21 protein-coding genes are annotated in these 21,802 nt (G+C 68.5%); 14 read left to right on the top strand and 7 right to left on the bottom strand.

Annotated features, from left to right (window positions below; translation table 11 throughout):
* The first annotated feature begins 50 nt into the window (after window positions 1–50).
* Both AC1HFW_RS07250 and AC1HFW_RS07245 read left to right on the top strand, forming a co-directional pair.
* Entirely contained in the window at window positions 51–1,211 is a 1,161-nt protein-coding gene (locus tag AC1HFW_RS07250; RefSeq protein ID WP_479282459.1) for an acyl-CoA dehydrogenase family protein, read from the top strand.
* A gap of 2 nt (window positions 1,212–1,213) precedes the next feature.
* Complete coding sequence (locus tag AC1HFW_RS07245) at window positions 1,214–2,578, top strand: MmgE/PrpD family protein (protein ID WP_479282457.1); 1,365 nt, start codon at window positions 1,214–1,216, stop codon at window positions 2,576–2,578.
* Between the two features lie 22 nt (window positions 2,579–2,600).
* Here AC1HFW_RS07245 and rph read toward each other — a convergent pair whose 3' ends face one another.
* Complete coding sequence (gene rph / locus AC1HFW_RS07240) at window positions 2,601–3,335, bottom strand: ribonuclease PH (RefSeq protein WP_061071368.1); 735 nt, start codon at window positions 3,333–3,335, stop codon at window positions 2,601–2,603.
* A 179-nt stretch (window positions 3,336–3,514) separates the two neighbouring features.
* On the opposite strand from rph, the gene AC1HFW_RS07235 reads away from it, so the two are divergent.
* From AC1HFW_RS07235 to AC1HFW_RS07225, 3 genes are all read left to right on the top strand, one after another.
* Window positions 3,515–4,444: a YicC/YloC family endoribonuclease gene (locus AC1HFW_RS07235; protein WP_006394772.1), complete on the top strand. Its 930-nt coding sequence runs from the start codon at window positions 3,515–3,517 to the stop codon at window positions 4,442–4,444.
* Between the two features lie 292 nt (window positions 4,445–4,736).
* The gene (locus tag AC1HFW_RS07230; RefSeq protein ID WP_479282455.1) at window positions 4,737–5,081 is read left to right on the top strand and encodes a type II toxin-antitoxin system RelE/ParE family toxin; all 345 of its coding nucleotides are present in this window, start codon (window positions 4,737–4,739) and stop codon (window positions 5,079–5,081) included.
* Window positions 5,078–5,362, top strand: coding sequence for a helix-turn-helix domain-containing protein (locus AC1HFW_RS07225; RefSeq protein ID WP_081105005.1), 285 nt, complete (start codon window positions 5,078–5,080; stop codon window positions 5,360–5,362). The genes AC1HFW_RS07230 and AC1HFW_RS07225 overlap by 4 nt, the downstream gene beginning before the upstream one ends.
* A 36-nt stretch (window positions 5,363–5,398) precedes the next feature.
* Here the strand turns inward: AC1HFW_RS07225 and AC1HFW_RS07220 are convergent, their stop codons facing one another.
* Both AC1HFW_RS07220 and AC1HFW_RS07215 read right to left on the bottom strand, forming a co-directional pair.
* Complete coding sequence (locus tag AC1HFW_RS07220; RefSeq protein WP_479286471.1) at window positions 5,399–6,976, bottom strand: amino acid permease; 1,578 nt, start codon at window positions 6,974–6,976, stop codon at window positions 5,399–5,401.
* A 166-nt stretch (window positions 6,977–7,142) separates the two neighbouring features.
* Window positions 7,143–8,642: an AMP nucleosidase gene (locus AC1HFW_RS07215; protein ID WP_479282452.1), complete on the bottom strand. Its 1,500-nt coding sequence runs from the start codon at window positions 8,640–8,642 to the stop codon at window positions 7,143–7,145.
* A 223-nt stretch (window positions 8,643–8,865) separates the two neighbouring features.
* On the opposite strand from AC1HFW_RS07215, the gene AC1HFW_RS07210 reads away from it, so the two are divergent.
* The 3 genes from AC1HFW_RS07210 (at window position 8,866) to AC1HFW_RS07200 (ending at window position 12,172) form a co-directional block, all read left to right on the top strand.
* Complete coding sequence (locus tag AC1HFW_RS07210; RefSeq protein WP_006394769.1) at window positions 8,866–9,219, top strand: hypothetical protein; 354 nt, start codon at window positions 8,866–8,868, stop codon at window positions 9,217–9,219.
* A 59-nt stretch (window positions 9,220–9,278) separates the two neighbouring features.
* Window positions 9,279–11,366 (top strand): TonB-dependent receptor, encoded by a 2,088-nt coding sequence (locus AC1HFW_RS07205; protein WP_479282450.1) that lies wholly within the window; start codon window positions 9,279–9,281, stop codon window positions 11,364–11,366.
* A 212-nt stretch (window positions 11,367–11,578) separates the two neighbouring features.
* Window positions 11,579–12,172, top strand: a complete 594-nt coding sequence (locus tag AC1HFW_RS07200) for a C40 family peptidase (RefSeq protein ID WP_006394767.1) — start codon at window positions 11,579–11,581, stop codon at window positions 12,170–12,172.
* A gap of 123 nt (window positions 12,173–12,295) precedes the next feature.
* Here the strand turns inward: AC1HFW_RS07200 and AC1HFW_RS07195 are convergent, their stop codons facing one another.
* Window positions 12,296–13,066 (bottom strand): SDR family oxidoreductase, encoded by a 771-nt coding sequence (locus AC1HFW_RS07195; protein WP_006394764.1) that lies wholly within the window; start codon window positions 13,064–13,066, stop codon window positions 12,296–12,298.
* Between the two features lie 299 nt (window positions 13,067–13,365).
* On the opposite strand from AC1HFW_RS07195, the gene AC1HFW_RS07190 reads away from it, so the two are divergent.
* The 5 genes from AC1HFW_RS07190 (at window position 13,366) to AC1HFW_RS07170 (ending at window position 18,304) form a co-directional block, all read left to right on the top strand.
* Window positions 13,366–14,091, top strand: coding sequence for a c-type cytochrome (locus tag AC1HFW_RS07190; RefSeq protein ID WP_479282447.1), 726 nt, complete (start codon window positions 13,366–13,368; stop codon window positions 14,089–14,091).
* Window positions 14,088–15,020, top strand: a complete 933-nt coding sequence (locus tag AC1HFW_RS07185) for a c-type cytochrome (protein ID WP_479282445.1) — start codon at window positions 14,088–14,090, stop codon at window positions 15,018–15,020. Before AC1HFW_RS07190 ends, AC1HFW_RS07185 begins: the two co-directional genes overlap by 4 nt.
* Before the next feature lie 84 nt (window positions 15,021–15,104).
* Window positions 15,105–15,737 carry a guanylate kinase gene (gene gmk / locus AC1HFW_RS07180; protein WP_076413045.1) on the top strand — a complete coding sequence of 211 codons (633 nt, stop codon included), beginning with the start codon at window positions 15,105–15,107 and terminating at the stop codon, window positions 15,735–15,737.
* A gap of 46 nt (window positions 15,738–15,783) precedes the next feature.
* Window positions 15,784–15,987 (top strand): DNA-directed RNA polymerase subunit omega, encoded by a 204-nt coding sequence (rpoZ, locus tag AC1HFW_RS07175; protein ID WP_006394760.1) that lies wholly within the window; start codon window positions 15,784–15,786, stop codon window positions 15,985–15,987.
* Window positions 15,988–16,009: 22 nt separating this feature from the next.
* A complete protein-coding gene (locus AC1HFW_RS07170) occupies window positions 16,010–18,304 on the top strand; it encodes a RelA/SpoT family protein (RefSeq protein ID WP_006394759.1) in 2,295 nt (764 codons plus the stop codon).
* A 92-nt stretch (window positions 18,305–18,396) separates the two neighbouring features.
* On the opposite strand, the gene AC1HFW_RS07165 is transcribed toward AC1HFW_RS07170, so the two are convergent.
* Window positions 18,397–19,395, bottom strand: a complete 999-nt coding sequence (locus tag AC1HFW_RS07165; RefSeq protein ID WP_241073950.1) for a GlxA family transcriptional regulator — start codon at window positions 19,393–19,395, stop codon at window positions 18,397–18,399.
* A gap of 124 nt (window positions 19,396–19,519) precedes the next feature.
* On the opposite strand from AC1HFW_RS07165, the gene AC1HFW_RS07160 reads away from it, so the two are divergent.
* Window positions 19,520–20,140 carry a cysteine hydrolase family protein gene (locus AC1HFW_RS07160; RefSeq protein WP_479282443.1) on the top strand — a complete coding sequence of 207 codons (621 nt, stop codon included), beginning with the start codon at window positions 19,520–19,522 and terminating at the stop codon, window positions 20,138–20,140.
* A 128-nt stretch (window positions 20,141–20,268) separates the two neighbouring features.
* Here AC1HFW_RS07160 and glnQ read toward each other — a convergent pair whose 3' ends face one another.
* The gene (gene glnQ / locus AC1HFW_RS07155; protein WP_061071375.1) at window positions 20,269–20,997 is read right to left on the bottom strand and encodes a glutamine ABC transporter ATP-binding protein GlnQ; all 729 of its coding nucleotides are present in this window, start codon (window positions 20,995–20,997) and stop codon (window positions 20,269–20,271) included.
* Window positions 20,994–21,650 carry a glutamine ABC transporter permease GlnP gene (gene glnP / locus AC1HFW_RS07150; RefSeq protein ID WP_035360348.1) on the bottom strand — a complete coding sequence of 219 codons (657 nt, stop codon included), beginning with the start codon at window positions 21,648–21,650 and terminating at the stop codon, window positions 20,994–20,996. Before glnP ends, glnQ begins: the two co-directional genes overlap by 4 nt.
* Window positions 21,651–21,802: the final 152 nt, after the last annotated feature.

The following is a 21,802-nucleotide window of genomic DNA, read 5'->3' as shown; positions in this document are numbered from 1 at the left end:
TTCGATCCTGTACCGAACCCCTTTACGACACCAATATTGCAGCCCACCCCATGCATCAAGCCTCCCACGCCTACCAGGACATCCGCGAAGCCGTGCGCGATCTGTGCGCGCAATTTCCCGCCGAATACTTCCGCAAAGTGGATGAAGAACGCGGCTACCCCGACGCATTCGTGCGCGCCCTCACCGAGGCCGGCTGGCTGGCGGCGCTGATCCCGCAGGAGTACGGCGGCTCGGGCCTCGGCCTGACCGAGGCCTCGGTCATCATGGAAGAGATCAACCGCAGCGGCGGCAATTCCGGCGCCTGCCACGGCCAGATGTACAACATGGGCACCCTGCTGCGGCACGGCTCCGAGACCCAGAAGCGCGAGTACCTGCCGCGTATCGCCGCCGGCGAGCTGCGCCTGCAGTCGATGGGCGTGACCGAGCCCACCACCGGCACCGACACCACCAAGATCAAGACCACCGCCGTGCGGCGCGGCGACCGCTACGTCATCAACGGCCAGAAGGTCTGGATCTCGCGGGTGCAGCATTCCGACCTGATGATCCTGCTGGCGCGCACCACGCCGCTGGACCAGGTCACGCGCAAGTCCGAGGGCATGTCGATCTTCCTGGTGGACCTGCACGAGGCGGTCAAGCACGGCATGTCGATCCGCCCGATTCCCAACATGGTCAATCACGAGACCAACGAGCTGTTCTTCGACAACCTCGAGATCCCCGCCGACAACCTGATCGGCGAGGAAGGCAAGGGCTTCAAGTACATCCTGGACGGCCTGAACGCCGAGCGCACCCTGATCGCCGCCGAATGCATCGGCGACGGCTACTGGTTCGTCGACAAGGTCACCGCCTACGCCAAGGAACGCATGGTGTTCGGCCGCCCCATCGGCCAGAACCAGGGCGTGCAGTTCCCCATCGCCCGCGCCCACATCAACGTCGAGGCCGCCAGCCTGATGCGCTACGAGGCCTGCCGCCTGTTCGACGCCCACGAGCCCTGCGGCGCGCAGGCCAACATGGCCAAGCTGCTGGCCGCCGACGCCTCCTGGGAAGCGGCCAACGCCTGCCTGCAGTTCCATGGCGGCTTCGGCTTCGCCACCGAATACGACGTCGAGCGCAAGTTCCGCGAGACCCGCCTGTACCAGGTCGCGCCGATCTCGACCAACCTGATCCTCTCCTACGTCGCCGAACACATCCTGGGCCTGCCGCGCTCCTTCTGACCATGACCTCCGACACCTCCCACCCGAGCGCCACCCTCGCCGCCTTCGCCGCCAACCTGCGCTTCGAGGACATCCCCGCCCCGGTGCTGCGCCGCGCCGAAGACCTGCTGCTGGACTGCCTGGCCTCGATCCTGGCGGGCGCCTCGGCGCGCCCGGTGCTGGCCATCGACCGCTACGCCGCCGCCATGGGGCCGGCCGACGGCCCCAGCGAGATCCTGATCAACCGGCGCCGTACCTCGCCGGTGTTCGCCGCCATGGTCAACGCCGCCGCCGCCCACGTGGTCGAGCAGGACGACGTGCACAATGGTTCGGTGTTCCACCCCGCGGCCGTGGTGTTCCCGCCGGTGCTGGCGGTGGCCCAGGCACTGGGCCGCAGCGGCCGCGACCTGCTGGTGGCGGCCGTGGCCGGCTACGAGGTCGGCATCCGGGTGGGTGAATTCCTCGGCCGCTCGCACTACAAGATCTTCCACACTACGGGCACCGCCGGCACGCTGGCCGCCGCCGCGGCCACCGGCCGCCTGCTGGGCCTGTCGACCGCGGCCATGCTGGACGCCTTCGGCTCGGCCGGCACGCAGGCCGCCGGACTGTGGGAATTCCTGCGCGACGCCGCCGATTCCAAGCAGCTGCATACCGCCCGCGCCGCCGCCAACGGCATCGCCGCAGCCTATCTGGCGCAGGAAGGCTTCACCGGCGCGCGCCACATCCTCGAAGGCCCGCAGGGCATGGCCGCCGGCATGTCGAGCGACGCCGATCCGGCGCGCCTGACCGACCGCCTCGGCACGCGCTGGGCGCTGGCCGAGACCTCGTTCAAGTTCCATGCCTCGTGCCGCCACACCCATCCCGCGGCGGATGCGCTGCAGCAGGTGCTGCGCGAGCACAAGCTGGCCGAAGGCGATATCGAACGGGTGGTGGCGCACGTGCACCAGGGCGCTATCGACGTGCTCGGGCCGGTGGTCGATCCGCGCACCGTGCACCAATCCAAGTTCTCGATGGGCACGGTGCTGGGCCTGATCGCGCGCCAGGGCCGCGCCGGCCTGCCGGAATTCGACGCCGCGCTGGACGATCCGGCGGTGGCCGACTTCCGCGGGCGGGTCACGATGGAACTGGATCCGGAGGTCGACGGCGCCTATCCGCAGCGCTGGATCGGCAAGGTCACGGTGCACACCCACGACGGCCGCGTGCTGCATGGCCGCGTCGACGAACCCAAGGGCGACCCCGGCAATACGCTGTCGCGCGGCGAGATCGAGGCCAAGACGTTGAGCCTGGGCCGCTATGCCGACGCCGCCACCGAAGCCGAGCTGCGCGGCCTGATCGGCGCGATCTGGAACCTGGAGCGGGCCGACAAGGTGGGCGCCCTGCTGCCCTGACGCCCAGGCCCGCGCCGGCCGCTTACGCCAGCGCCGCGCGCTGCGCCCGCACCAGGCCGGCGATGCCGCCTTCGGCCAGGCCCAGCATCGCATCCAGCTCGGCGCGCGTGAAGGTCGCGCCCTCGCCCGTGCCCTGCACTTCCACGAAGGCGCCGCCGCCCGTCATGATGACGTTGACGTCGGCGTCGCAGGCCGAGTCTTCCTCGTAGTCCAGGTCCAGCACCGCACGGCCCTGCACCAGCCCGACCGACACCGCCGCGACCGCGTCGCGGATCGGGTTCACGGCCAGGTCGCCGCGCTGCATCAGCAGCGCGATCGCGTCGGAGGCCGCCACCCAGGCGCCGGTGATGCTGGCGCAACGCGTGCCGCCATCGGCCTGCAGCACGTCGCAATCCAGGTGCAGGGTTCGTTCGCCCAGCGCCCGCATGTCGAACACGGCGCGCAGGCTGCGGCCGATCAGGCGCTGGATTTCCTGCGTGCGGCCGCTCTGCTTGCCGCGCGCGGCCTCGCGGTCGCCACGGGTGTGGGTGGCGCGCGGCAGCATGCCGTATTCGGCCGTGACCCAGCCCTCGCCCTTGCCCTTGAGGAACGGCGGCACCTTTTCCAGCACGCTGGCGGTGCACAGCACGTGGGTATTGCCGGCCTTCACCAGCACCGACCCTTCGGCGTAGCGCGTGAAGCCGCGCTCCAGGCTGAACGGGCGCAGTTCGTCGACGGCGCGGCCCGACGGGCGGGCAATGGCGTTGGCAGAGGTCATGGCAAGGCTCCAATCAGATTCGGTTGGCGGCATTGTACGGGCTGCCGGTCGCTGCCCCGCCCGGGTTTGGAGTATCCTGCCGCGATACACGGGTCGCATATACCCGCCCTCGTCCGCGCCCGACGGACCGGCGGAACCGGCGCGGCCCGATCCAAGACAAGCAACAGGATACCGACACCATGATTCGCAGCATGACCGCCTTCGGCAACGCCCGGGCAGACCTGGAACAAGGCACGCTGGCGCTGGAACTGCGCAGCGTCAACAGCCGCTTCCTCGACCTCTACTTCCGCCTGCCCGACGAGCTGCGCCACGTCGAGACGCCGCTGCGCGAACTGCTGACGGCGCAACTGGCGCGCGGCAAGGTCGAGATCCGCGTGTCCTACACCCGCAACGTCAGCACCGACCTGTCCAAGCTGGAACCGGCCTGGCTCGAAACCCTGGCCGAGCAGTTGCAGGCCGCGCGCCGCATCCTGCCCGACATCGCCGCGCCGCGCCTGGTGGAATTGTTCAACTGGCCCGGCCAGCGCGCCAACGACGCGCTCGACCCGCAAGTCTGGGGCGCCGCCTGCCTGCAGGCCGCCCAGGAAGCCCTGACGCAGCTGCAGGATGGCCGCGCCCGCGAAGGCGAGCGCCTGGCCGGCATGATGCGTGACTGCGCGGACGGCGTGGCCGGCATCGTCGAGCTGGTGCAGAACCACCTGCCGCAACTGCTGGCCGACCACCGCGACAAGCTCGCCTCCAAGCTGCGTGAAAGCGTGGAATCGGCCTTCCCCGGCGGCTTCACCCACATCTCCGGCGCCGAGCTGTCCGAGCGCCTGTCGCAGGAAGCCAACCTGTTCGCGCTGCGCATCGACGTCGCCGAGGAACTGTCGCGCCTGCGCTCGCACCTGGAAGAACTGCGCCATCTGCTGACCGACGGCGGCGGCAAGGCCGCGGGCAAGAAGAACGCCGGCAGCGCCGGCAAGCGCCTGGACTTCCTGTTCCAGGAAATGAACCGCGAGGCCAACACCCTCGGCTCCAAGGCCGGCAGCATGGAAGTCACGCGCGCCGCCATGGACCTGAAGCTGCTGATCGAACAGATGCGCGAACAGGCGCAGAACATCGAGTGAGGCGTTGATAAGGCTCACGCATCCGCGTTGCCGATCGCGGAGCATGCACTGAAGCCTAGAGGCGCACCGTGGGCCTTACAGCCAGTATGGCCCCCTCCGCAACATAGAACCTGCTTGTCGCTTGAGCGAACGGCCCGCATGCGCCGGGCATGGATCGACATTGCCCGCTCGTCCAGGAATAGATGACGAATCGGTCCCTCGCCCGCCAATCGACCCGCGGCCTCTCCATACAATGGCACTTGCTTCTTGTATAAGCTAATCCATTGGATTAGGATAGGATCCACGCGAAGTCATGCACGGCCTTGTCGAACTGCCCTCTTATATCCGCCTGGCCGACAAGCTTCTGACTGCGCGGGAACGCCAAGACCTTATCGACTATCTGGCCGGGAATCCAAAAGCCGGGGACATCATGGAAGGCACGGGCGGCGTACGCAAGCTGCGCTGGCGCCGGGGCGACCACGGCAAGAGCGCGGGCGTGCGCGTTGTCTATTATTACCATGATGACCTCATGCCCTTGTATCTGCTGACGCTCTTCGCCAAAGGCGACAAAGGCAATCTGACCAAGGCCGAGCGCAATGATCTGGTCAGCCTGGTCGACGTCTTGACGAACATCTGGAAGAGGCGAGCGCAATCATGAGCAGCACATTCAACAACATCAAGCAGGGCTTGCACGAAGCGATCGCCCATGCCGAGGGCGATACTCGGGGCGTGCGCGTGCACCGCCCCCGTCAAGTCGACGTAAAAGCGGTACGAGCCAAAGTGGGCATGACCCAGGAGCAATTCGCCGCCCGATTCGGCTTTTCCACTGCGACGTTGCGGCACTGGGAACGCGGCGACCGTTCTCCGCGAGGGCCAGCGCTAGTATTGCTTAACGTGATTGAACGGAACCCCGAAGCGGTGATGGAAGCACTGACGTAAGCTGAAGACTTGTAGGACAACGGGGCAACCCACCTTTCATCGCCCGCCAGTACTTGGCGCAGGCGCCGTCTCCGGCCCCACCGTGGCCGGTTCGCCGCGCAGGGCCGAATCCAGGTAGGCGCTGCGCGCCCGGGCGTCCGGGAAGGTCATGTCCTTGTAGCTGACGAAGCGCGAGCCCTTGGCCAGGCGGTAGCCCAGCCAGATCAGCAGGAACAGCGGAATGCCGACATAGGTGGCCGCGACGCCGCCCCAGTCGATGCGATGCTCCAGGAAGGCCTGGTAGTTCTGGCCCAGCGTGATGATCAGGCAGAGCACGAAGGCGAAGATCGGACCGAACGGGAAGAACGGCGACACATAGGGCAGATCGGCCAGGTTGCGGCCCTGCTTGACGTAGCCGCGGCGGAACCGGTAGTGGCTGATGGCGATACCCAGCCAGGCGATGAAGCCGGTCATGCCCGAGGTGTTCAGCAGCCAGATGTAGACCGCCTTGGGGCTGAAGATGAACGAGAAGAAGCACAGCGCCGCCACCACGGTGGTGGCCAGCAGCGCCCACAGCGGCACGCCGTTGCGCGAGACCCGGCCGAAGATGCGCGGCGCCTTGCCGTCGCGCGCCAGGCTGTAGAGCATGCGCGTGGCCGCGTACATGCCGGAGTTGCCGGCGGACAGCACCGAGGTCAGCACCACCGCGTTCATGACCGAGGCCGCCGCCAGCAGCCCGGCGCGCTCGAAGATCAGCGCGAACGGGCTGACGCTGACGTCGGTGACGTCGTTGCGCAGCAGGTGCGGGTCGGTATAGGGAATCAGCAGGCCGATCACCAGGATCGCCATCACGTAGAACAGCAGGATGCGCCAGAACACCTGGCGCACGGCGCGCGGCAGGTTGCGCGCGGGGTCCTTGGACTCGCCCGCGGCGATGCCGATGAGTTCGGTGCCCTGGAACGAAAAGCCCACCACCATCGCCACCCCGATCAGGGCGGCGAACCCGCCGGCGAAAGGCGCGTCGCCCACCGTCCAGTTGGCCACGCCGCCGCCCTCGCCGCCGCGGATGATGCCCAGCAGCATCATCACGCCCATGGCGACGAACGCCAGCACCGCGACCACCTTGATCAGCGCGAACCAGAACTCGGCCTCGCCGAAGCCGCGCGCCGACAGCGCGTTCAGCCCGAAGGTGATGGCCAGGAACAGCGCGCTCCAGTACACGCCCGGCACGTCCGGGAACCAGTACGCCATCACCAGCTGCGCGGCCACCAGGTCCACCGCCACGGTGACGGCCCAGTTGTACCAATAGTTCCAGCCCAGCGCGAAGCCGAAGCCGTCTTCGACGTAGCGCGCGCCGTAGGTCGAGAACGACCCGGACACCGGCATGGCGGCGGCCAGCTCGCCCAGGCTGGTCATCAGGAAGTAGACCATCACCCCGATCAGCACGTAGCCCAGCAGCGCGCCGCCGGGGCCGGCCTGGGCGATGGTGGCGCCGGAAGCCACGAACAGGCCGGTCCCGATGGAGCCGCCCACCGCGATCATGGTCAGGTGGCGCGCCGACAGGGCGCGGCGCAATTCGGACGGTTCTGTCGTCCCCTTCTTGCCGCCGTCGCGGTGCTGGTCCTGTTCCGTCAATGCCAAAGTCGTGTTCCTTCAGAGCAAAAAAGCCCCCGCGGATTGTGCCCCCGGGCGCCGTGGGATTTCCACGCAACGCGCGAGCATAGCGCAACTGCCCCCGGCCGTCGAAACGGCCGGGGGCAGGCGTGGATCCGTCCCCGCAGGGGGAATATTGGCTACGGGGCTATTGGAACGCCGTTTCCATGAAGGTGCGCAGCTTGCGCGAATGCAGCCGCTCGGGCGGCATGTCGCGCAGGCGCTCCAGCGCCCGGATACCGATTTCCAGGTGCTGGTTGACCTGGCGGCGGTAGAAGGCGCTGGCCATGCCCGGCAGCTTCAATTCGCCGTGCAGCGGCTTGTCGGACACGCACAGCAGCGTGCCGTAGGGCACGCGGAAGCGGAAGCCGTTGGCGGCGATGGTGGCCGACTCCATGTCCAGGGCGATGGCGCGCGACTGCGCGAACCGCTCGACCAGCTCGACGTGGTCGCGCAATTCCCAGTTGCGGTTGTCGATGGTGGCCACGGTGCCGGTGCGCATGATGCGCTTGAGGTCCCAGCCGGACAGCCCGGCGACCTCTTCGACCGCCTGCTCCAGCGCCACCTGCACCTCGGCCAGCGCCGGCACCGGCACCCAGGTGGGCAGGTCGGCGTCGAGCACGTGGTCCTCGCGCACGTAACCGTGGGCCAGCACGTAGTCGCCCAGCCGCTGCGAATCGCGCAGGCCGGCGCAGTGGCCCAGCATCAGCCAGGCGTGCGGGCGCAGCACCGCGATGTGGTCGGTGATGGTCTTGGCGTTGGACGGGCCCACGCCGATGTTCACCAGCGTGATGCCCGAATGGTCGCCGCGCACCAGGTGATAGGCCGGCATCTGCGGCAGGCGCTGCGCCTGGCCGTCGTCGGCCGGGCCGGATTCGCCGCGCCGCGTGATGCGGTTGCCCGGCTCCACCAGCATTTCGTAGTCCTCGTTGCCGCTGGCCATCAGCGCGCGGGCGCGGGCGCAGAACTCGTCGACGTAGAACTGGTAATTGGTGAACAGCACGAAATTCTGGAAATGCGCCGGCGCCGTCGCGGTGTAGTGCTGCAGCCGGTGCAGCGAATAGTCGACCCGCTGCGCGGTGAAGGGCGCCAGCGGCTTGGGCTCGCCGTCCTTGCCGCGCCACGAACCGTTGACGATGGCGTCGTCGGTCACCGCCAGGTCGGGCACGTCGAACAGGTCGCGCAGCGGGCGCTTGAGCGCCTCGAGATGCTCGCCTTCGACATAGGCGCCCTCGGGGAAGGCGAAATGCAGCGGGATAGGGGAATCTGATTCGCCGACCTCGACCGCCACGCGGTGGTTCTGCAGCAGCTGGCCGACCTGCTCGATCAGGTAATCGCGGAACAGCGCCGGCTGGGTGATGGTGGTCTGGTAGATGCCGGGTTCGGCCACGTGGCCGTACGACAGGCGGGTGTCGATGGGATCGTAGGTTTCCACCAGGATGCGGATGGCCGGGTAATACGCCCGGGCCCGTTCGCGGCCATTGGACGAGCCCTTCAGGACTTCGCGGAACGCCGCCCGCAGGAATGCCGTGTTGCGGGCGTAGATTTCCGCCAGCCGGTCGACCGCCGCCACCGCGTCTTGGTAGGGCTCGAAAGGAATGGCCTCGGGCCGGTTCATCGAGGACAAAGGATGTACTGCGTTCATCATGCGCTGGACTCCGCTTTCTTATGGTCTTGTTCTCAGCGGCCGCGGTCGGCGATCAAGCCGGAAAGGGCCGATGGCACCGATTATGCCCGACCCGGTCGTCAGATGAAGTGTCATATTGGCCCGCCTCACGGCGCACGATCCAGCGCGCCCGCTCCCCTGTCGCGGTCGTCATTGAGATAGAAACAATATATCATTCCGTTTTTCCTTTTTTCACGCTCCAACCATGCCGCCGGCCAACGGCCCTCGCCCGCCCTCGACTCAGCGCCTTGCCCGATGGGCGACGCTGGCGTGGCTGTGCGCCTGCCTGCTGCTGGCGCCGCTGGGCGGCGTCCGGCATGCGCTGTCGCACCTGTATGGCGAACCGGAGTCCAGCCAGGACGCCGCGCATACCCCCGACAAGCTCGGCCACTGCGATCTCTGCCACATCTGGGATCTGCTGGACGCGACGCTGCCGGCCTCGTTTCCCGTCATCGACGGCAGCCCGCCCCGGCTGACGCCGCCGCCGCCCTCGCCGCGCGGCACCACCCTCGTCACCAGTCCCTGGTTCCAATCGCGCGCCCCGCCCGCCGCGGCCTGATCCCCTCGCGCCCGATTTCAACCGCCGCCGTCCATCGGCCGGCATCCAGGACTGCCACCATGTCTTTTGCTTCTTCCTTCGCGGGGACGCGTTCGTCCCTGCGCGCCTTCACCCTGAGCCCGCTCGCCCTCGCCTGCCTGCTGGCCCTGCCGCAGGCCGCCCGCGCCCAGGCCGCCGCCGACGCCACCACGCTGTCGCCCGTCGTCATCACCGCCAATCCGCTGGGCAGCGAAGCGCTCGCCTCGCCGTCGACGGTGGTGCAAGGCACCGACCTCGACCTGCGCCGCGGCTCGAACCTGGGCGAAACGCTCAACGGCCTGCCCGGCGTCTCCACCACCACCTACGGCCCGATGGTGGGCCGGCCCATCATCCGCGGCATGGACGGCGACCGCATCCGCCTGCTGAACAACGGCGTCGGCTCGCTCGACGCCTCGTCGCTGTCGTTCGACCACGCGGTGCCGCAGGACCCGCTGTCCACCAACCGCGTCGAGATCCTGCGTGGCCCGGCGGCCCTGCTGTATGGCGGCAGCGCCATCGGCGGCGTGGTCAACACCATCGACAACCGCATTCCCACCGAACCCATCGACGGCGTCCACGGCGACGTCGCCGGCAGCTACGGCGGCGCCAACAATGACCGCAACGGCGCGATCCAGCTCGAAGGCGGCGACGGCAACTTCGCCATCCACGCCGACGCCTTCAGCCGCAAGACCGGCGACCTGCGCATTCCCGGCTACGCCCGCACCTCGCAACAGCGCGCGGTCGACGGCCCCGACCAGGCCCAGCCGCGCGGCACCCTGCCCAACAGCGACGGCCAGGCCAGCGGCGGCGCGCTCGGCATGTCCTGGACCGGCGACCGCGGCTACGCCGGCCTGTCCTACAGCGGCTATGACTCGAACTACGGCTCGGTGGCCGAGCCGGACGTGCGCATCAAGATGCGCCAGGAACGCTTCGGCTTCGCCAGCGAGCTGCGCGACCTGGAAGGCCTGTTCACCAGCGTCAAGGTGAACTTCGCGTACACCGACTACCAGCACAAGGAAATCGAGGACGGCGAAACCGGCACCATCTTCAAGAACCGCGGCTACGAGGCGCGCATCGAGGCGCGCCACGCCGACATCGGCCCGCTGCACGGCGTGGTCGGCCTGCAACTGGGCCAGACGCGCTTCTCGGCGCTGGGCGAGGAAGCGCTGGTGCCCACCACCGACACCGACTCGGCCGCCCTGTTCGCGCTGGAGGAATGGAAGATCAACGACCGCCTGACGCTGAGCGCCGGCGCGCGCGCCGACCATACCCGCCTGAGCCCGGGCGGCGGCGGCAACGAACGCTTCGACGGCTCCAACCGCCGCACCTTCACCGCCGGCAGCTTCTCGCTGGGCGGCATCTACAAGCTGGACAGCGCCTGGTCGGTGGCCGCCAACACCGCCTACACCGAACGCGCGCCCACCTTCTACGAGCTGTACGCCAACGGCCCGCACGCCGCCACCGGCCAATACCTGGTGGGCGACCAGGGCCTGGCCAAGGAACGCGCCTGGTCCGGCGACCTGTCGCTGCGCTACAAGAAGGACGCCGACAGCGCCAGCGTCGGCGTGTTCTACAGCCGCTTCTCCAACTACCTGGCCGAAATGAACACCGGCCGCTTCCGCAACGACGACGGCGACCTGGTCGAGGCCGGCGACGATGGCGCCCTGCCCGAGGCCCGCTATCAGGGTGTGTCCGCGCGCCTGTACGGCGTCGAAGCGGAAAGCAGCACGCGCGTGCTGCAATCGGGCGGCCACAAGCTGGACCTGGGCCTGTCGGGCGACTACACCGTGGCCCGCAACAGCGACACCGGCCGCTCGCTGCCGCGCATCCCGCCGCTGCGCCTGCGCGTGGCGCTGGACTACGGCTACGGGCCCTATAGCGCCGGCATCAGCGTCTCCAAGGCCTTCGCCCAGCACAGCCGCCCGGACAACGACACCGCCACGCCCGGCTACTACAGCCTGGACGCCAACGCCGGCTACCGCTTCAAGGTCGCCGCGGTGCAATGGCAGGCCTACGTGCGCGGCATCAACCTGACCAACCAGGACATCCGCTACGCCACCTCGGTGCTGCGCGACGTCGCCCCCGAGGGCGGCCGCGCCGTGATGGTCGGCCTGCGCGGCAGTTTCTAGGCGCCAGGCGCGAGGCCCGTTACCTTTTCCCCACCGGCAGAGGTAACGGGCGCGCCGCCAGGATGCTGCATTGCACTACAAATGTAATGAAACTTTATTCCATTACAATGCGAAGGCAGTTTGTGAAGCTCAAGCCTCCCCTGCGCCCCTTTCCGCCGGCTTGTCCGACCCGACAAAGCCATGCCGCCCACTCCGATTCCTGAAGTGACGTAATGACGCCGCCTACGCGAAAAGCACGATCCGCCCTGTTCCGCCTTCCCGTTTTCCTGTCCGCCCCCCTGCTGGCCCTGACGTTCTCCTGGCTGCCCGGCGCCGCCCAGGCCTCCATCCCCTCCGAACAAGCCCGCGCGACGCTGTCCGGCCTGAGCCTGGCCCAGGAACCGACCGTGCCCACCCTGCGCGAACGCGTGGTGCAAGCCGGCCTGTCCGCCATCGGCACGCCCTACAGCTGGGGCGGCGACGACGCCGCCGAAGGCTTCGACTGCAGCGGCCTGGTGCTGTACGTCTTCCGCGAGATCGCCGGCCTGGAACTGCCGCGCACGGCGCGCCAGCAGCGCACCCAGGGCGACACGGTGTCAAACAAGAAACTGCTCAAGCCCGGCGACCTGGTGTTCTTCGCTACGCGCGGCCGCGGCATCACCTCGCACGTGGGCATCTACATCGGCCAGGACAAGTTCGTGCACGCCCCGCGCCGCGGCGCCAAGGTGCGCGTGGACGAGATGAAGAATCCCTACTGGTCCAAGCGCTATCTCGGCGCGCGCAGCTACATCGACACGGCCAAGGGCCAGATGCTGGCGGCGCGCTGATCCGCGCTTCGCGACAACGGCCTCCGCCCGGGGGGCTGCCCCGCCCTGGGGCGGCTCCCTCTGCGCTCGCCTTCAAGAAAAAAGCGCCCTCGGGCGCTTTTTTCTTGCCGGCGGAACGCCGCGTCAGCCGCGGCCGACGAACGGCATGGTGGTCGCCATGATCGTCATGAACTGCACGTTGGTGTCCAGCGGCAGGCGGGCCATGGCGGCGACGGCCTGGGCGACGTGGGCGACGTCCATGCGCGGCTCGACCTTGGTGCTGCCGTCGGCCTGCAGGATGCCGGCGGCCATGCGCTCGGTCATGTCGGTGGCGGCGTTGCCGATGTCGATCTGGCCGCAGGCGATGTGGTACGGCCGGCAGTCCAGCGAAATCGACTTGGTCAGGCCGGTCACCGCGTGCTTGGTGGCGGTGTAGGCGATCGAGAAAGGACGCGGCGCGTGCGCCGAGATCGAGCCATTGTTGATGATGCGGCCGCCCTGCGGCGTCTGCGCCTTCATGACCCGGATCGCGGCCTGCGCGCACAGGAACATGCCGGTCAGGTTGGTATCGACCACCTCGCGCCAGAGCGCCACCGGCAATTCCTCGATCGGCATGGCGGGCGCGCCGCGGCCGGCGTTGTTGAACAGCACGTCCAGGCGGCCATATTCACGCTGGGTGGTGTCGAACAGCTCGCGCACCGCCTGCTCATCCGACACGTCGGTCGGCACCACCAGCGCCCGCACCCCGTCTTCACCCGCCGCCGTGCGCGTGGCCTCGAGCGGTTCGCGCCGGCGGCCGGCCAGCACCACGCGATAGCCCTGCGCCAGGAATTCCAGCGCCACCGCCCGGCCGATGCCGGTGCCGGCGCCGGTGACCAGCGCAACGCGGGGAGGTTCGATCTCGTTCGTGTGCATCGGATGCTCCTTGTTATCTGTCGGCGAAATGCTACCCGAATCATTCTGGGGATGCTGCAAGCGAACGTTCCATGGGCCGCCGGCGATTCGCGGCCTCGGCTTGGCGCTATTTGCCCCTGCGTCGCCCGCTCCGCGCATGGTGCCGCGCGCCATGTCGTCCCAGCCCGATCCATTTTCCTTCACAAGATTCGAGCGCGATCAATTCCTCCGTCTTGCATTGATGCATCACAATTTTCCTTATAATTTTGAGCAATTAACTTATTACCAAAAATCCAATACCCCCTGACGGAGACACCTCCATGCCCCCACGGCACCTTTCCGCCGCCCGCTGGGCGGGCGCGCTGGCCATCGGCGCCGGCGCGTTGCTCGGCCTGCCCGGCCCCGCCGACGCCGCCCCCGACGGCCGCCAGATCAGCACCCAAGGCGCCAACGGCGCGCCCGCCTGTATGACCTGTCACGGCGCCCAGGGGGAAGGCAACCCCGTCGCCGGCTTCCCGCACCTGGCCGGCATGGGCGCCGCCTACCTGGCCGAGCAGCTCGAGGCGATGGCCAACGGCTCGCGCGTCAGCCCGGTCATGGCGGCGACCGCCAAGGCGCTGGATCCGGCGCAGCGCCAGGCCGTGGCCCAGTACTACGCCGCCCTGCCCGCGCCGCTGAACATCGACCGGCTGGCCGCCACCGCGCGGCAGCTGGCCAAGCCGGACGACACCGGCGCCTGGCTCGCCACGCGCGGCGCCTGGGACAAGAACGTCCCCGCCTGTAACCAGTGCCACGGTCCCGGCGGCATTGGCGTCGGCGCCAATTTCCCCAGCCTGGCGGGCCAGCCCGCGGCCTACATCGCCGGCCAGTTGCGCGCCTGGCGCCAGGGCCAGCGCCCGCCTGGCCCGCTGGGCCTGATGCCGGCCGTCGCCACCCGCCTCACAGACGCCGAGATCGACGCCGTGTCCGCCTACTACGCCGGCCTGCCCAAGGCCGCTGACCTGCTTGCCGCGCAAGCCAACACCGCCGCGGGAGCCAAGCCATGAATCCGATCCGCCAACGATTCGCCCGCCTGCTGCTGCTGGCCAGCGTGGGCGCCAGCGCGCTCGTGTCGGCCGCGGCGGCCGTCGCCGCCGACGCGCGCCCCGAATTCACGCCGCCCAGCGCCGCGTCGTTGCCCGACACCGAATTCGGCAAGATCGTGCGCCAGGGCGAGCAGATTTTCCTGCACACGCCGCAGAACGCCAGCAAGTTCGTCGGCAACGACCTGAACTGCGCCAGCTGCCACCTGGATGCCGGCCGCCGGCCCGACTCCGCGCCGATGTGGGCGGCCTATGTGCTGTATCCGGCCTACCGGGCCAAGAACGGCCACGTCAACACGCTGGCCGAGCGCCTGCAGGGCTGTTTCCGCTTCAGCATGAACGGCAAGCCGCCGGCCGCCGACGATCCGGTGCTGACCGCGCTGCAGACCTACATGTTCTGGCTCGCCAGCAAGGCGCCCACCGGCGTGGCGCTCAAGGGCCAGGGCTACCTCAAGCTGCCAGCGCCGGCGCAGAAGGCCGACTACGTGCGTGGCAGCGAGGTCTATGCCCAGTACTGCGCCGTCTGCCACGGCGCGGAGGGCAAGGGCCAGAAGAACGGCGAGCACTGGGTGTTCCCGGCGCTGTGGGGCCCGGATTCCTTCAACTGGGGCGCCGGCATGCACCAGATCGGCAACGCCGCCGGCTTCATCAAGGCCAACATGCCGCTGGGCCAGGCCGGCATGCTCAGCGACCAGGAGGCCTGGGACGTGGCGTATTTCATGAATGCGCATGAACGGCCGCAGGATCCGCGCTACACCGAATCGGTCGCCAAGACCCGCGCCAAGTACCACGACTCCGACGATTCGCTGTACGGCATCGAGGTCAACGGCCACCTGCTCGGCAGCGATTCGCCCGCGCCGGGCGGCAAGCTGACGCAGGCCGCGGCGCGCTGACGGCGCGGCGCGGCGGGTTTTCCCCCTGCCGCGCCGCGCGATTTGCTATCCTTCGGGTCTCGGCATCACACGCTCGTCACATTCATGCACGCCACTTCCGGCAATGTTTTCATGGTCGTCGCCCCCAGCGGCGCCGGCAAATCCAGCCTGGTCAAGGCCTTGCTGCAGCAAGACCCGTCCATTCTCCTGTCCGTCTCCTGCACCACCCGTGCGCCCCGCCCCGGCGAGGAAGACGGCCGCGAATACCGCTTCATCGGCATCGACGAATTCAAGCAACTGCGCGACGAGCAGCGCCTGCTGGAATGGGCCGAGGTTCATGGCAATTTCTACGGCACGCCGCGCGACCGCATCGACGAAGCCACCCGCGAAGGCCGCGACGTGCTGCTGGAGATCGACTGGCAAGGCGCGCGCCAGGTGCGCCAGCGTTTTCCCGGCGCGATCGGCATCTTCGTGCTGCCGCCGTCCATCGAGGAACTCGAGAGCCGGCTCAAGGCGCGCGGCCAGGATGCGCCGCAAGTGATCGCGCGCCGGCTGATGGCCGCGGGCGGCGAAATCGCGCACGCGCCTGAATGCGAATATGTTATTATTAATCAAGAATTTAGCGTGGCCCTGTCGGAACTGACTCAAATCGTCAGCGCCGCTCGGCTGCGTTTTTCGTCTCAGGCCGCCCGCCACGCCGAACTGTTCGCGCAGTTGGGCATCCCGGCGGCACACTGAAACGAATCCGCATTCTCCCTATCCACCATCAGCACCAGGTGTCCTAATGGCTCGCATTACCGTCGAAGACTGTCTGAATCAGATCCCCAACCGTTTCAAGCTCACGCTGGCCGCCACCTACCGCGCCCGCGAGCTGGCGCAAGGCCATGCCCCGCGCCTGGACAGCAAAGACAAGCCCACCGTCACGGCCCTGCGCGAAATCGCGGGCGGCCTCACCGGCGCGGAAATGCTGCGTAAAGTTCCCACCTGATCTTTTCCGGGGGGCGGCAAGCATGGCTTTTCCCGGGCTGAAGTACGCTTCATCAGGTCTGCTTGCCGCGCTCCGTGCCGGCTCCCGTCTCGGGCGCCGCACCGGCAAGAAAGACAAGAACTCCCCCACGCCAGCCTCCGTCGCCGCGCAAGAAGCGGCGGATGCGACCGCATCTCCGGTCGCCTCGCTGGCGCCGCTGACCGAAATCATCGGCAGCTATCTCGACAAGAAAGATGTAGAACGCGTGCGCGAAGCCTACCGCTTCGCCGACCAGGCGCACCTGGGCCAGTTCCGCGCCAGCGGCTCGCCCTACATCTCGCACCCCATCGCCGTCACGGAAATCTGCGCGGGCTGGAAGCTCGACGCGAACGCGTTGTCCGCCGCCCTGCTGCACGACGTGATGGAAGACCAGGGGATCGCCAAGCACGAGCTGGCCGAGAAATTCGGCCCTGAGGTCGCCGAGCTGGTCGATGGCCTGTCCAAATTGGACCGGCTCGACTTCGCCACCAAGGCCGAGCAGCAGGCCGAGAGTTTCCGCAAGATGCTGCTGGCGATGGCGCGCGACGTGCGCGTCATCCTCATCAAGCTGGCCGACCGCCTGCACAACATGCGCACGCTGGACGCGGTCAACCCCGAGAAGCGCCGCCGCATCGCCCGCGAGACCCTCGACATCTACGCGCCCATCGCCCACCGGCTGGGCCTGAACCTGCTGTTCCGCGAACTGCAGGACCTGTGTTTCGCGGCCATGTACCCGAACCGCTACCAGGTGCTGTACAAGGCCGTGCTGGCCGCGCGCGGCAACCGCCGCGAGGTGATCGGCAAGATCGCCGACTCGGTGCGCGCCGCCCTGCCGGCCGCCGGCATCGAGGCCGAGGTCACCGGCCGCGAGAAGACGCTGTTCGGCATCTACCGCAAGATGGTCGACCAGAAGAAGTCGTTCTCCGACGTGCTCGACATCTATGGCTTTCGCGTCATCGTCCACACGCTGCCCGAGTGCTACCTGGCGCTGGGCACGCTGCACCAGCTGTACCGGCCGGTGCCCGGCAAGTTCAAGGACTACATCGCGATCCCCAAGGTCAACGGCTACCAGTCGCTGCACACGACGCTGGTGGGCCCCTACGGCACGCCGGTGGAATTCCAGTTCCGCACCCGCGACATGCATCACGTGGCCGAGGAAGGCGTGGCCTCGCACTGGCTGTACAAGGGCGCCGACCTGACGCTCAACGACCTGCAGAAACGCACCCACCAGTGGCTGCAATCGCTGCTGGACATCCAGAGCCAGACCGGCGATTCGGGCGAGTTCCTTGAGCACGTCAAGGTCGACCTGTTCCCGGACGCCGTCTACGTCTTCACCCCGCGCGGCAAGATCATCTCGCTACCGCGTGGCGCGACGCCGGTGGACTTCGCCTACGCCATCCACACCGACATCGGCAACCAGGCCGTGGCGGCCAAGGTCAACGGCGAGTTCGTGCCACTGCGCACCGAGCTCAACAGCGGCGACACGGTGGAAATCGTCACCTCGCCCGCCTCGCGCCCGAACGCGCAGTGGCTCAACTACGTGCGCACCGGCCGCGCCCGCTCGGAAATCCGCCACTACCTGCGCACCGTCAAGTACGAGGAATCGGTGGCCTTTGGCGAGCGCCTGCTGGGCCAGGCCCTGCAGGAACTGCACATGCCGCTGCCGGCCACCGACGATCCAGCCTGGCAGAAGCTGGCGCGCAGCACCGGCGCCAGCTCGCGCGAGGAAATCCTGGCCGACATCGGCCTGGGCAAGCGCCTGGCCGCCGTCGTGGCGCGCCGCTTCGCGCCCGAACACCAACTCGTGGCCACCACCGCCGCGGCGGTGGACGAGCTGACCTCGGCGCGCAGCGCGCCGATCCTGATCCAGGGCAACGAAGGCCAGGCGGTGCAACTGGCGCCGTGCTGCGGCCCGCTGCCGGGCGACCCGATCATCGCCGGCATGCGCATGGGCCATGGCCTGGTGGTGCATACCGCCGATTGCCCGGTGGCCATGCGCCAGCGCCTGCGCGAACCGGAACGCTGGATCAACGTCGCCTGGGACGCCCACACCGCCAAGCACCTGGCCACGCGCCTGGACATCGTCACCCGCAACGAGCGTGGCGTGCTGGGCCGGCTGGCCGCCGAAGTCACGGCGGCCGACGCCAACATCATGCATGTGACGATGCACGATGACGCGGTCTCGACGGTGTCGCTGCACCTGACCATCCAGGTCGACAGCCGCAAGCACCTGGCGCAGGTGATCCGCGCCATCCGCCACGTGCCGCAGGTGCAGAAGATCGTGCGCGTGAAGGGCTGAGCACGGTTGCGGCAAACCGCGATCAAAGGGGCGCTGCGGCGCCCCTTTTTCTTTGCCATGCCGCCGGACCTGGCCCTGGCGCGCCGTTCGCGTCAAACGCGCGGCGCCGGCGTGGCCCGCCGCGGCGCCGGCGCCTGGTCGGGCGCCTGCCGGAACTGGCGCCGGTAGGCAACCGGGGATACCGAGAACGCCGCGGCGAAGTGCTGGCGCAGCGACGCCGCCGAGCCGAACCCCACCAGGCCGGCGATGCGGTCGATGCCGTGGTCGCTGGTCTCGAGCAGGCGCTGGGTCGAGGCCAGCCGATGGTTCAGCAACCACTGCGAGACGGTGGCGCCGGTCTGCGCCTTGAAGTGGCGCGTGAAATTGCGCCGGCTCATGCTGGCGCGCGCCGCCAGCTGATCCAGGCACAGCGGCTGGTCCAGGTGCTCGATGGCCCAGTCCAGCGTGGCGCGCAGCCGGTCGCCGCCCTCGCCCTTGGGCAGGGGATGTTCGATGTATTGCGCCTGCCCGCCATCGCGCTGCGGCGCCACCACCATGCGGCGCGCGATGCGGTTGGCGATCTCGGCGCCATGATCGCTGCGCAGCAGATGCAGGCAGCAGTCGATCGCGGCAGCGGTACCGGCGGACGTCAGGATGTCGCCGTCATCCACGTACAGCACCTCCTGGTCCAGCCGCACCCGCGGATAGCGCACGCGAAAATCCTCGGCCCAGACCCAATGGGTGGCGGCGCGGCGGCCGTCCAGCAGGCCGGCTTCGGCCAGCACGAAGGTGCCCAGGCACAGGCCCACCACCCGCGCGCCGCGCGCATGGGTGGCGCGCAGGGCATCGAGCAGCGCCGGCGGCGGCGGTTCGTCCGGATCGCGCCAGGCCGGCACGATGACGGTGTCGGCCCGCGCCAGGGCGGACAGGTCGTGCGGCACCTCGATATTGAAGCCCGACATGGTCGGGATCAGGCCGCGACGCTCGCCACACACCAGCAACTCGTAGCGCGGCGCGCCCAGTCGCGCCAGGTCGTCGCCGAACACCATGCAGGGCACGGACAGGTGAAAGGGACTGATGCCTTCGAAGGCCAGCACGGCGACGGTGTGCATGGGCGCGCTCGCAACGGAAACCGGAATGGCCCGATCCTAACGCATATTGGCTTTCGGGCCACTTATCCCGGGCAAGCCGGAGCCGGATACTGGACGCCTTCTCCCCCACCCTGTCGAGGTATCCATGAACCACCCCACGATCCGCACGATGGCCGGCGCGACCACGCCGCAAGCCCTGAACCCCGCCGCCACGGCGCTGCTGGTGATCGATTTCCAGGAAGAGTATTTCAGCGGCCGCATGCCGATTCCCGACGGCTTGCGCGCCCTGCGCAACGCCCGGCGGCTGGTGGAGCACGCCGACCAGGCCGGCATCGCGGTGATCCACGTGCAGCACGTGCTGCCGGCGGGCAGCCCGCTGTTCCCCGAGGATGGCCCCGGCTCGCGCTTCCATCCCGAGCTGCAACCCGCCGCGGGCCATGGCGTGGTACGCAAGACCCACGTCAGCGCGTTTCCCGGCACCGACCTGCATGAACGGCTGCAGTCCGCCGGCGTCGGCACCGTGATCGTGGCCGGCCTGATGACGCATGCCTGCGTGGCGGGCGCCGCGCGCGACGCGGTGCCGCTGGGCTACCAGGTGATCGTGGCGGAGGATGCGTGCGCCACGCGCGACATCGACGGCCGCGACGGCGTGGTGCCGCACGCCGCGCTGCACCGGGCGACGCTGGCGGCGCTGGACGACACCTTCGCCGACATCCTGACGACGGAACAGGTGCTGGCCCTGCCCGCCAAGCCTGCCGCCCGCTAGCGGCTCCGCTGATCGGGGCGGCACGCGCCCAAACGCCCCCTGGGCGCCGGCGCGGAGTGGCCGGCATGTCGCCCGCCAGCCGGCCGCCGCGAACGCGGCGACACGGCGGGGACGGGGCTGCTCCGCGCTCAGGCCACGTGCTGCAGGAAGTCCTTCAGGCGCTGGCTGGGCGGGTTGTCCAGCAGCTCGGCCGGCGGGCCGTCGTGGGCGATCTTGCCGGCGTCGATGAAGATCAGGCGGCTGCCGACCTTGCGCGCGAATTCCATTTCGTGCGTGACCACCACCATGGTCATGCCCTCCTCGGCCAGGTCGCGCATCACCTTCAGCACTTCGTGACGCAGTTCCGGGTCGAGCGCCGAGGTCGGCTCGTCGAACAGCATCAGCTTGGGCTTGATCGCCAGCGCGCGGGCAATCGCCACGCGCTGCTGCTGGCCGCCGGACAGCTCCGACGGATAGTGGTTCATGCGCTCGGCCAGCCCGACCTTGCGCAGCAGCTGCTCGGCCAGCTCGCGCGCCTCGTCGCGGCTCTGGCCGCGCGTATGCACCGGGCCGAACATGACGTTCTGCAGCGCGGTCATCTGCGGGAACAGATTGAATTGCTGGAACACCATGCCGGCCTCGCGCCGGATCTCGCGCACCTGGGCGGCGCCGCCGTGCACGCTCAGGCCGTCGACCAGCAGGTCGCCGCCGTTGATCGTCTCGAGCACGTTGATGCAACGCAGGAAGGTGGACTTGCCGGAGCCGGACGGCCCCACCACCACGACCACTTCGCCCGCGTCGATATTGAGCGAGATGCCGTTCAGTACCGTGGACTCGCCGAACGTCTTGGTGACGTCGTGAAATTCAACCATGCTCATAGTATGCGCATCCTTTTTTCCACCAGGTGCAGGATCAGCGCCATCGTGCCCGTCAGGATCAGGTAGACGATGGCGATCGCCGACCAGATCTCGACCGCGCGGAAGTTGCTGGCCATGATCTCCTGGCCCTGGCGGGTCAGTTCCGCGACGCCGATCACGATGAACAGCGACGAATCCTTCAGGCTGATGATGCACTGGTTGCCCAGCGGCGGAATCATGCGGCGGAACGCCACCGGCCCGATGATGTGGAACAGGATCTTGTGAAACGGCAGGCCCATCGCCTGCCCGGCTTCCTTCAGGCCCTTGTGGACCGATAGCAGCGAACCGCGCACGATCTCGGAGATATAGGCGCCCGAGTTGATGATGAGCGTGACGATGGCCGCCCACTCGGCGTCCACCCGGATGTTCGCCAGCAGCGGCAAGGCGAAATAAATGAACATCACCTGCACCACGATCGGCGTGCCGCGGATCACCGCGACGTACACCTGGGCGATGCCCGACAGGATCGGATGCCCGTAGGCCCGCGTCACGCCGGAGAGCGCGCCCAGCAGGAATCCGCCGAACAGGCCCCAGAAAGTGATCTTGATGGTCATCTGCGTGCCCACCCACAGGTTGGGCAGCGCATCCATCACTACATTCCAGTCAAAATCCACGATTACCCCTCAATGGCGCGCCTGCGCGCCGCATCCTGGCGGGAACGCCCGGCGACGCAAGCGACTCGGGGCCGCCCCGTCCCGGGCCCGGCGTCGCCGGAGCGAAGCGCCGGGGCCCCAGACTGCCGGGCGGCCCCGAAATGCAACATCAA

The sequence above is a fragment of the Achromobacter sp. ISS7 genome, from assembly GCF_056523125.1.
The sequence above is the reverse complement of the archived record's forward strand: the minus strand, read 5'-3'. Positions and strand labels throughout refer to the sequence as shown.

What these genes read in the sequence shown, in the direction of transcription:
- AC1HFW_RS07250 (WP_479282459.1), top strand. Translation starts at nt 51, where the DNA reads ATGCATCAAGCCTCCCACGCCTACCAGGACATCCGCGAAGCCGTGCGC.
- rpoZ (WP_006394760.1), top strand. Translation starts at nt 15,784, where the DNA reads ATGGCTCGCATTACCGTCGAAGACTGTCTGAATCAGATCCCCAACCGT.
- AC1HFW_RS07160 (WP_479282443.1), top strand. Translation starts at nt 19,520, where the DNA reads ATGAACCACCCCACGATCCGCACGATGGCCGGCGCGACCACGCCGCAA.
- AC1HFW_RS07215 (WP_479282452.1), bottom strand. Translation starts at nt 8,642, where the DNA reads ATGATGAACGCAGTACATCCTTTGTCCTCGATGAACCGGCCCGAGGCC.
- AC1HFW_RS07205 (WP_479282450.1), top strand. Translation starts at nt 9,279, where the DNA reads ATGTCTTTTGCTTCTTCCTTCGCGGGGACGCGTTCGTCCCTGCGCGCC.
- AC1HFW_RS07170 (WP_006394759.1), top strand. Translation starts at nt 16,010, where the DNA reads ATGGCTTTTCCCGGGCTGAAGTACGCTTCATCAGGTCTGCTTGCCGCG.
- AC1HFW_RS07190 (WP_479282447.1), top strand. Translation starts at nt 13,366, where the DNA reads ATGCCCCCACGGCACCTTTCCGCCGCCCGCTGGGCGGGCGCGCTGGCC.
- AC1HFW_RS07195 (WP_006394764.1), bottom strand. Translation starts at nt 13,066, where the DNA reads ATGCACACGAACGAGATCGAACCTCCCCGCGTTGCGCTGGTCACCGGC.
- AC1HFW_RS07245 (WP_479282457.1), top strand. Translation starts at nt 1,214, where the DNA reads ATGACCTCCGACACCTCCCACCCGAGCGCCACCCTCGCCGCCTTCGCC.
- rph (WP_061071368.1), bottom strand. Translation starts at nt 3,335, where the DNA reads ATGACCTCTGCCAACGCCATTGCCCGCCCGTCGGGCCGCGCCGTCGAC.
- AC1HFW_RS07225 (WP_081105005.1), top strand. Translation starts at nt 5,078, where the DNA reads ATGAGCAGCACATTCAACAACATCAAGCAGGGCTTGCACGAAGCGATC.
- glnQ (WP_061071375.1), bottom strand. Translation starts at nt 20,997, where the DNA reads ATGAGCATGGTTGAATTTCACGACGTCACCAAGACGTTCGGCGAGTCC.
- AC1HFW_RS07185 (WP_479282445.1), top strand. Translation starts at nt 14,088, where the DNA reads ATGAATCCGATCCGCCAACGATTCGCCCGCCTGCTGCTGCTGGCCAGC.
- AC1HFW_RS07235 (WP_006394772.1), top strand. Translation starts at nt 3,515, where the DNA reads ATGATTCGCAGCATGACCGCCTTCGGCAACGCCCGGGCAGACCTGGAA.
- gmk (WP_076413045.1), top strand. Translation starts at nt 15,105, where the DNA reads ATGCACGCCACTTCCGGCAATGTTTTCATGGTCGTCGCCCCCAGCGGC.
- AC1HFW_RS07230 (WP_479282455.1), top strand. Translation starts at nt 4,737, where the DNA reads ATGCACGGCCTTGTCGAACTGCCCTCTTATATCCGCCTGGCCGACAAG.
- AC1HFW_RS07165 (WP_241073950.1), bottom strand. Translation starts at nt 19,395, where the DNA reads ATGCACACCGTCGCCGTGCTGGCCTTCGAAGGCATCAGTCCCTTTCAC.
- AC1HFW_RS07200 (WP_006394767.1), top strand. Translation starts at nt 11,579, where the DNA reads ATGACGCCGCCTACGCGAAAAGCACGATCCGCCCTGTTCCGCCTTCCC.
- AC1HFW_RS07210 (WP_006394769.1), top strand. Translation starts at nt 8,866, where the DNA reads ATGCCGCCGGCCAACGGCCCTCGCCCGCCCTCGACTCAGCGCCTTGCC.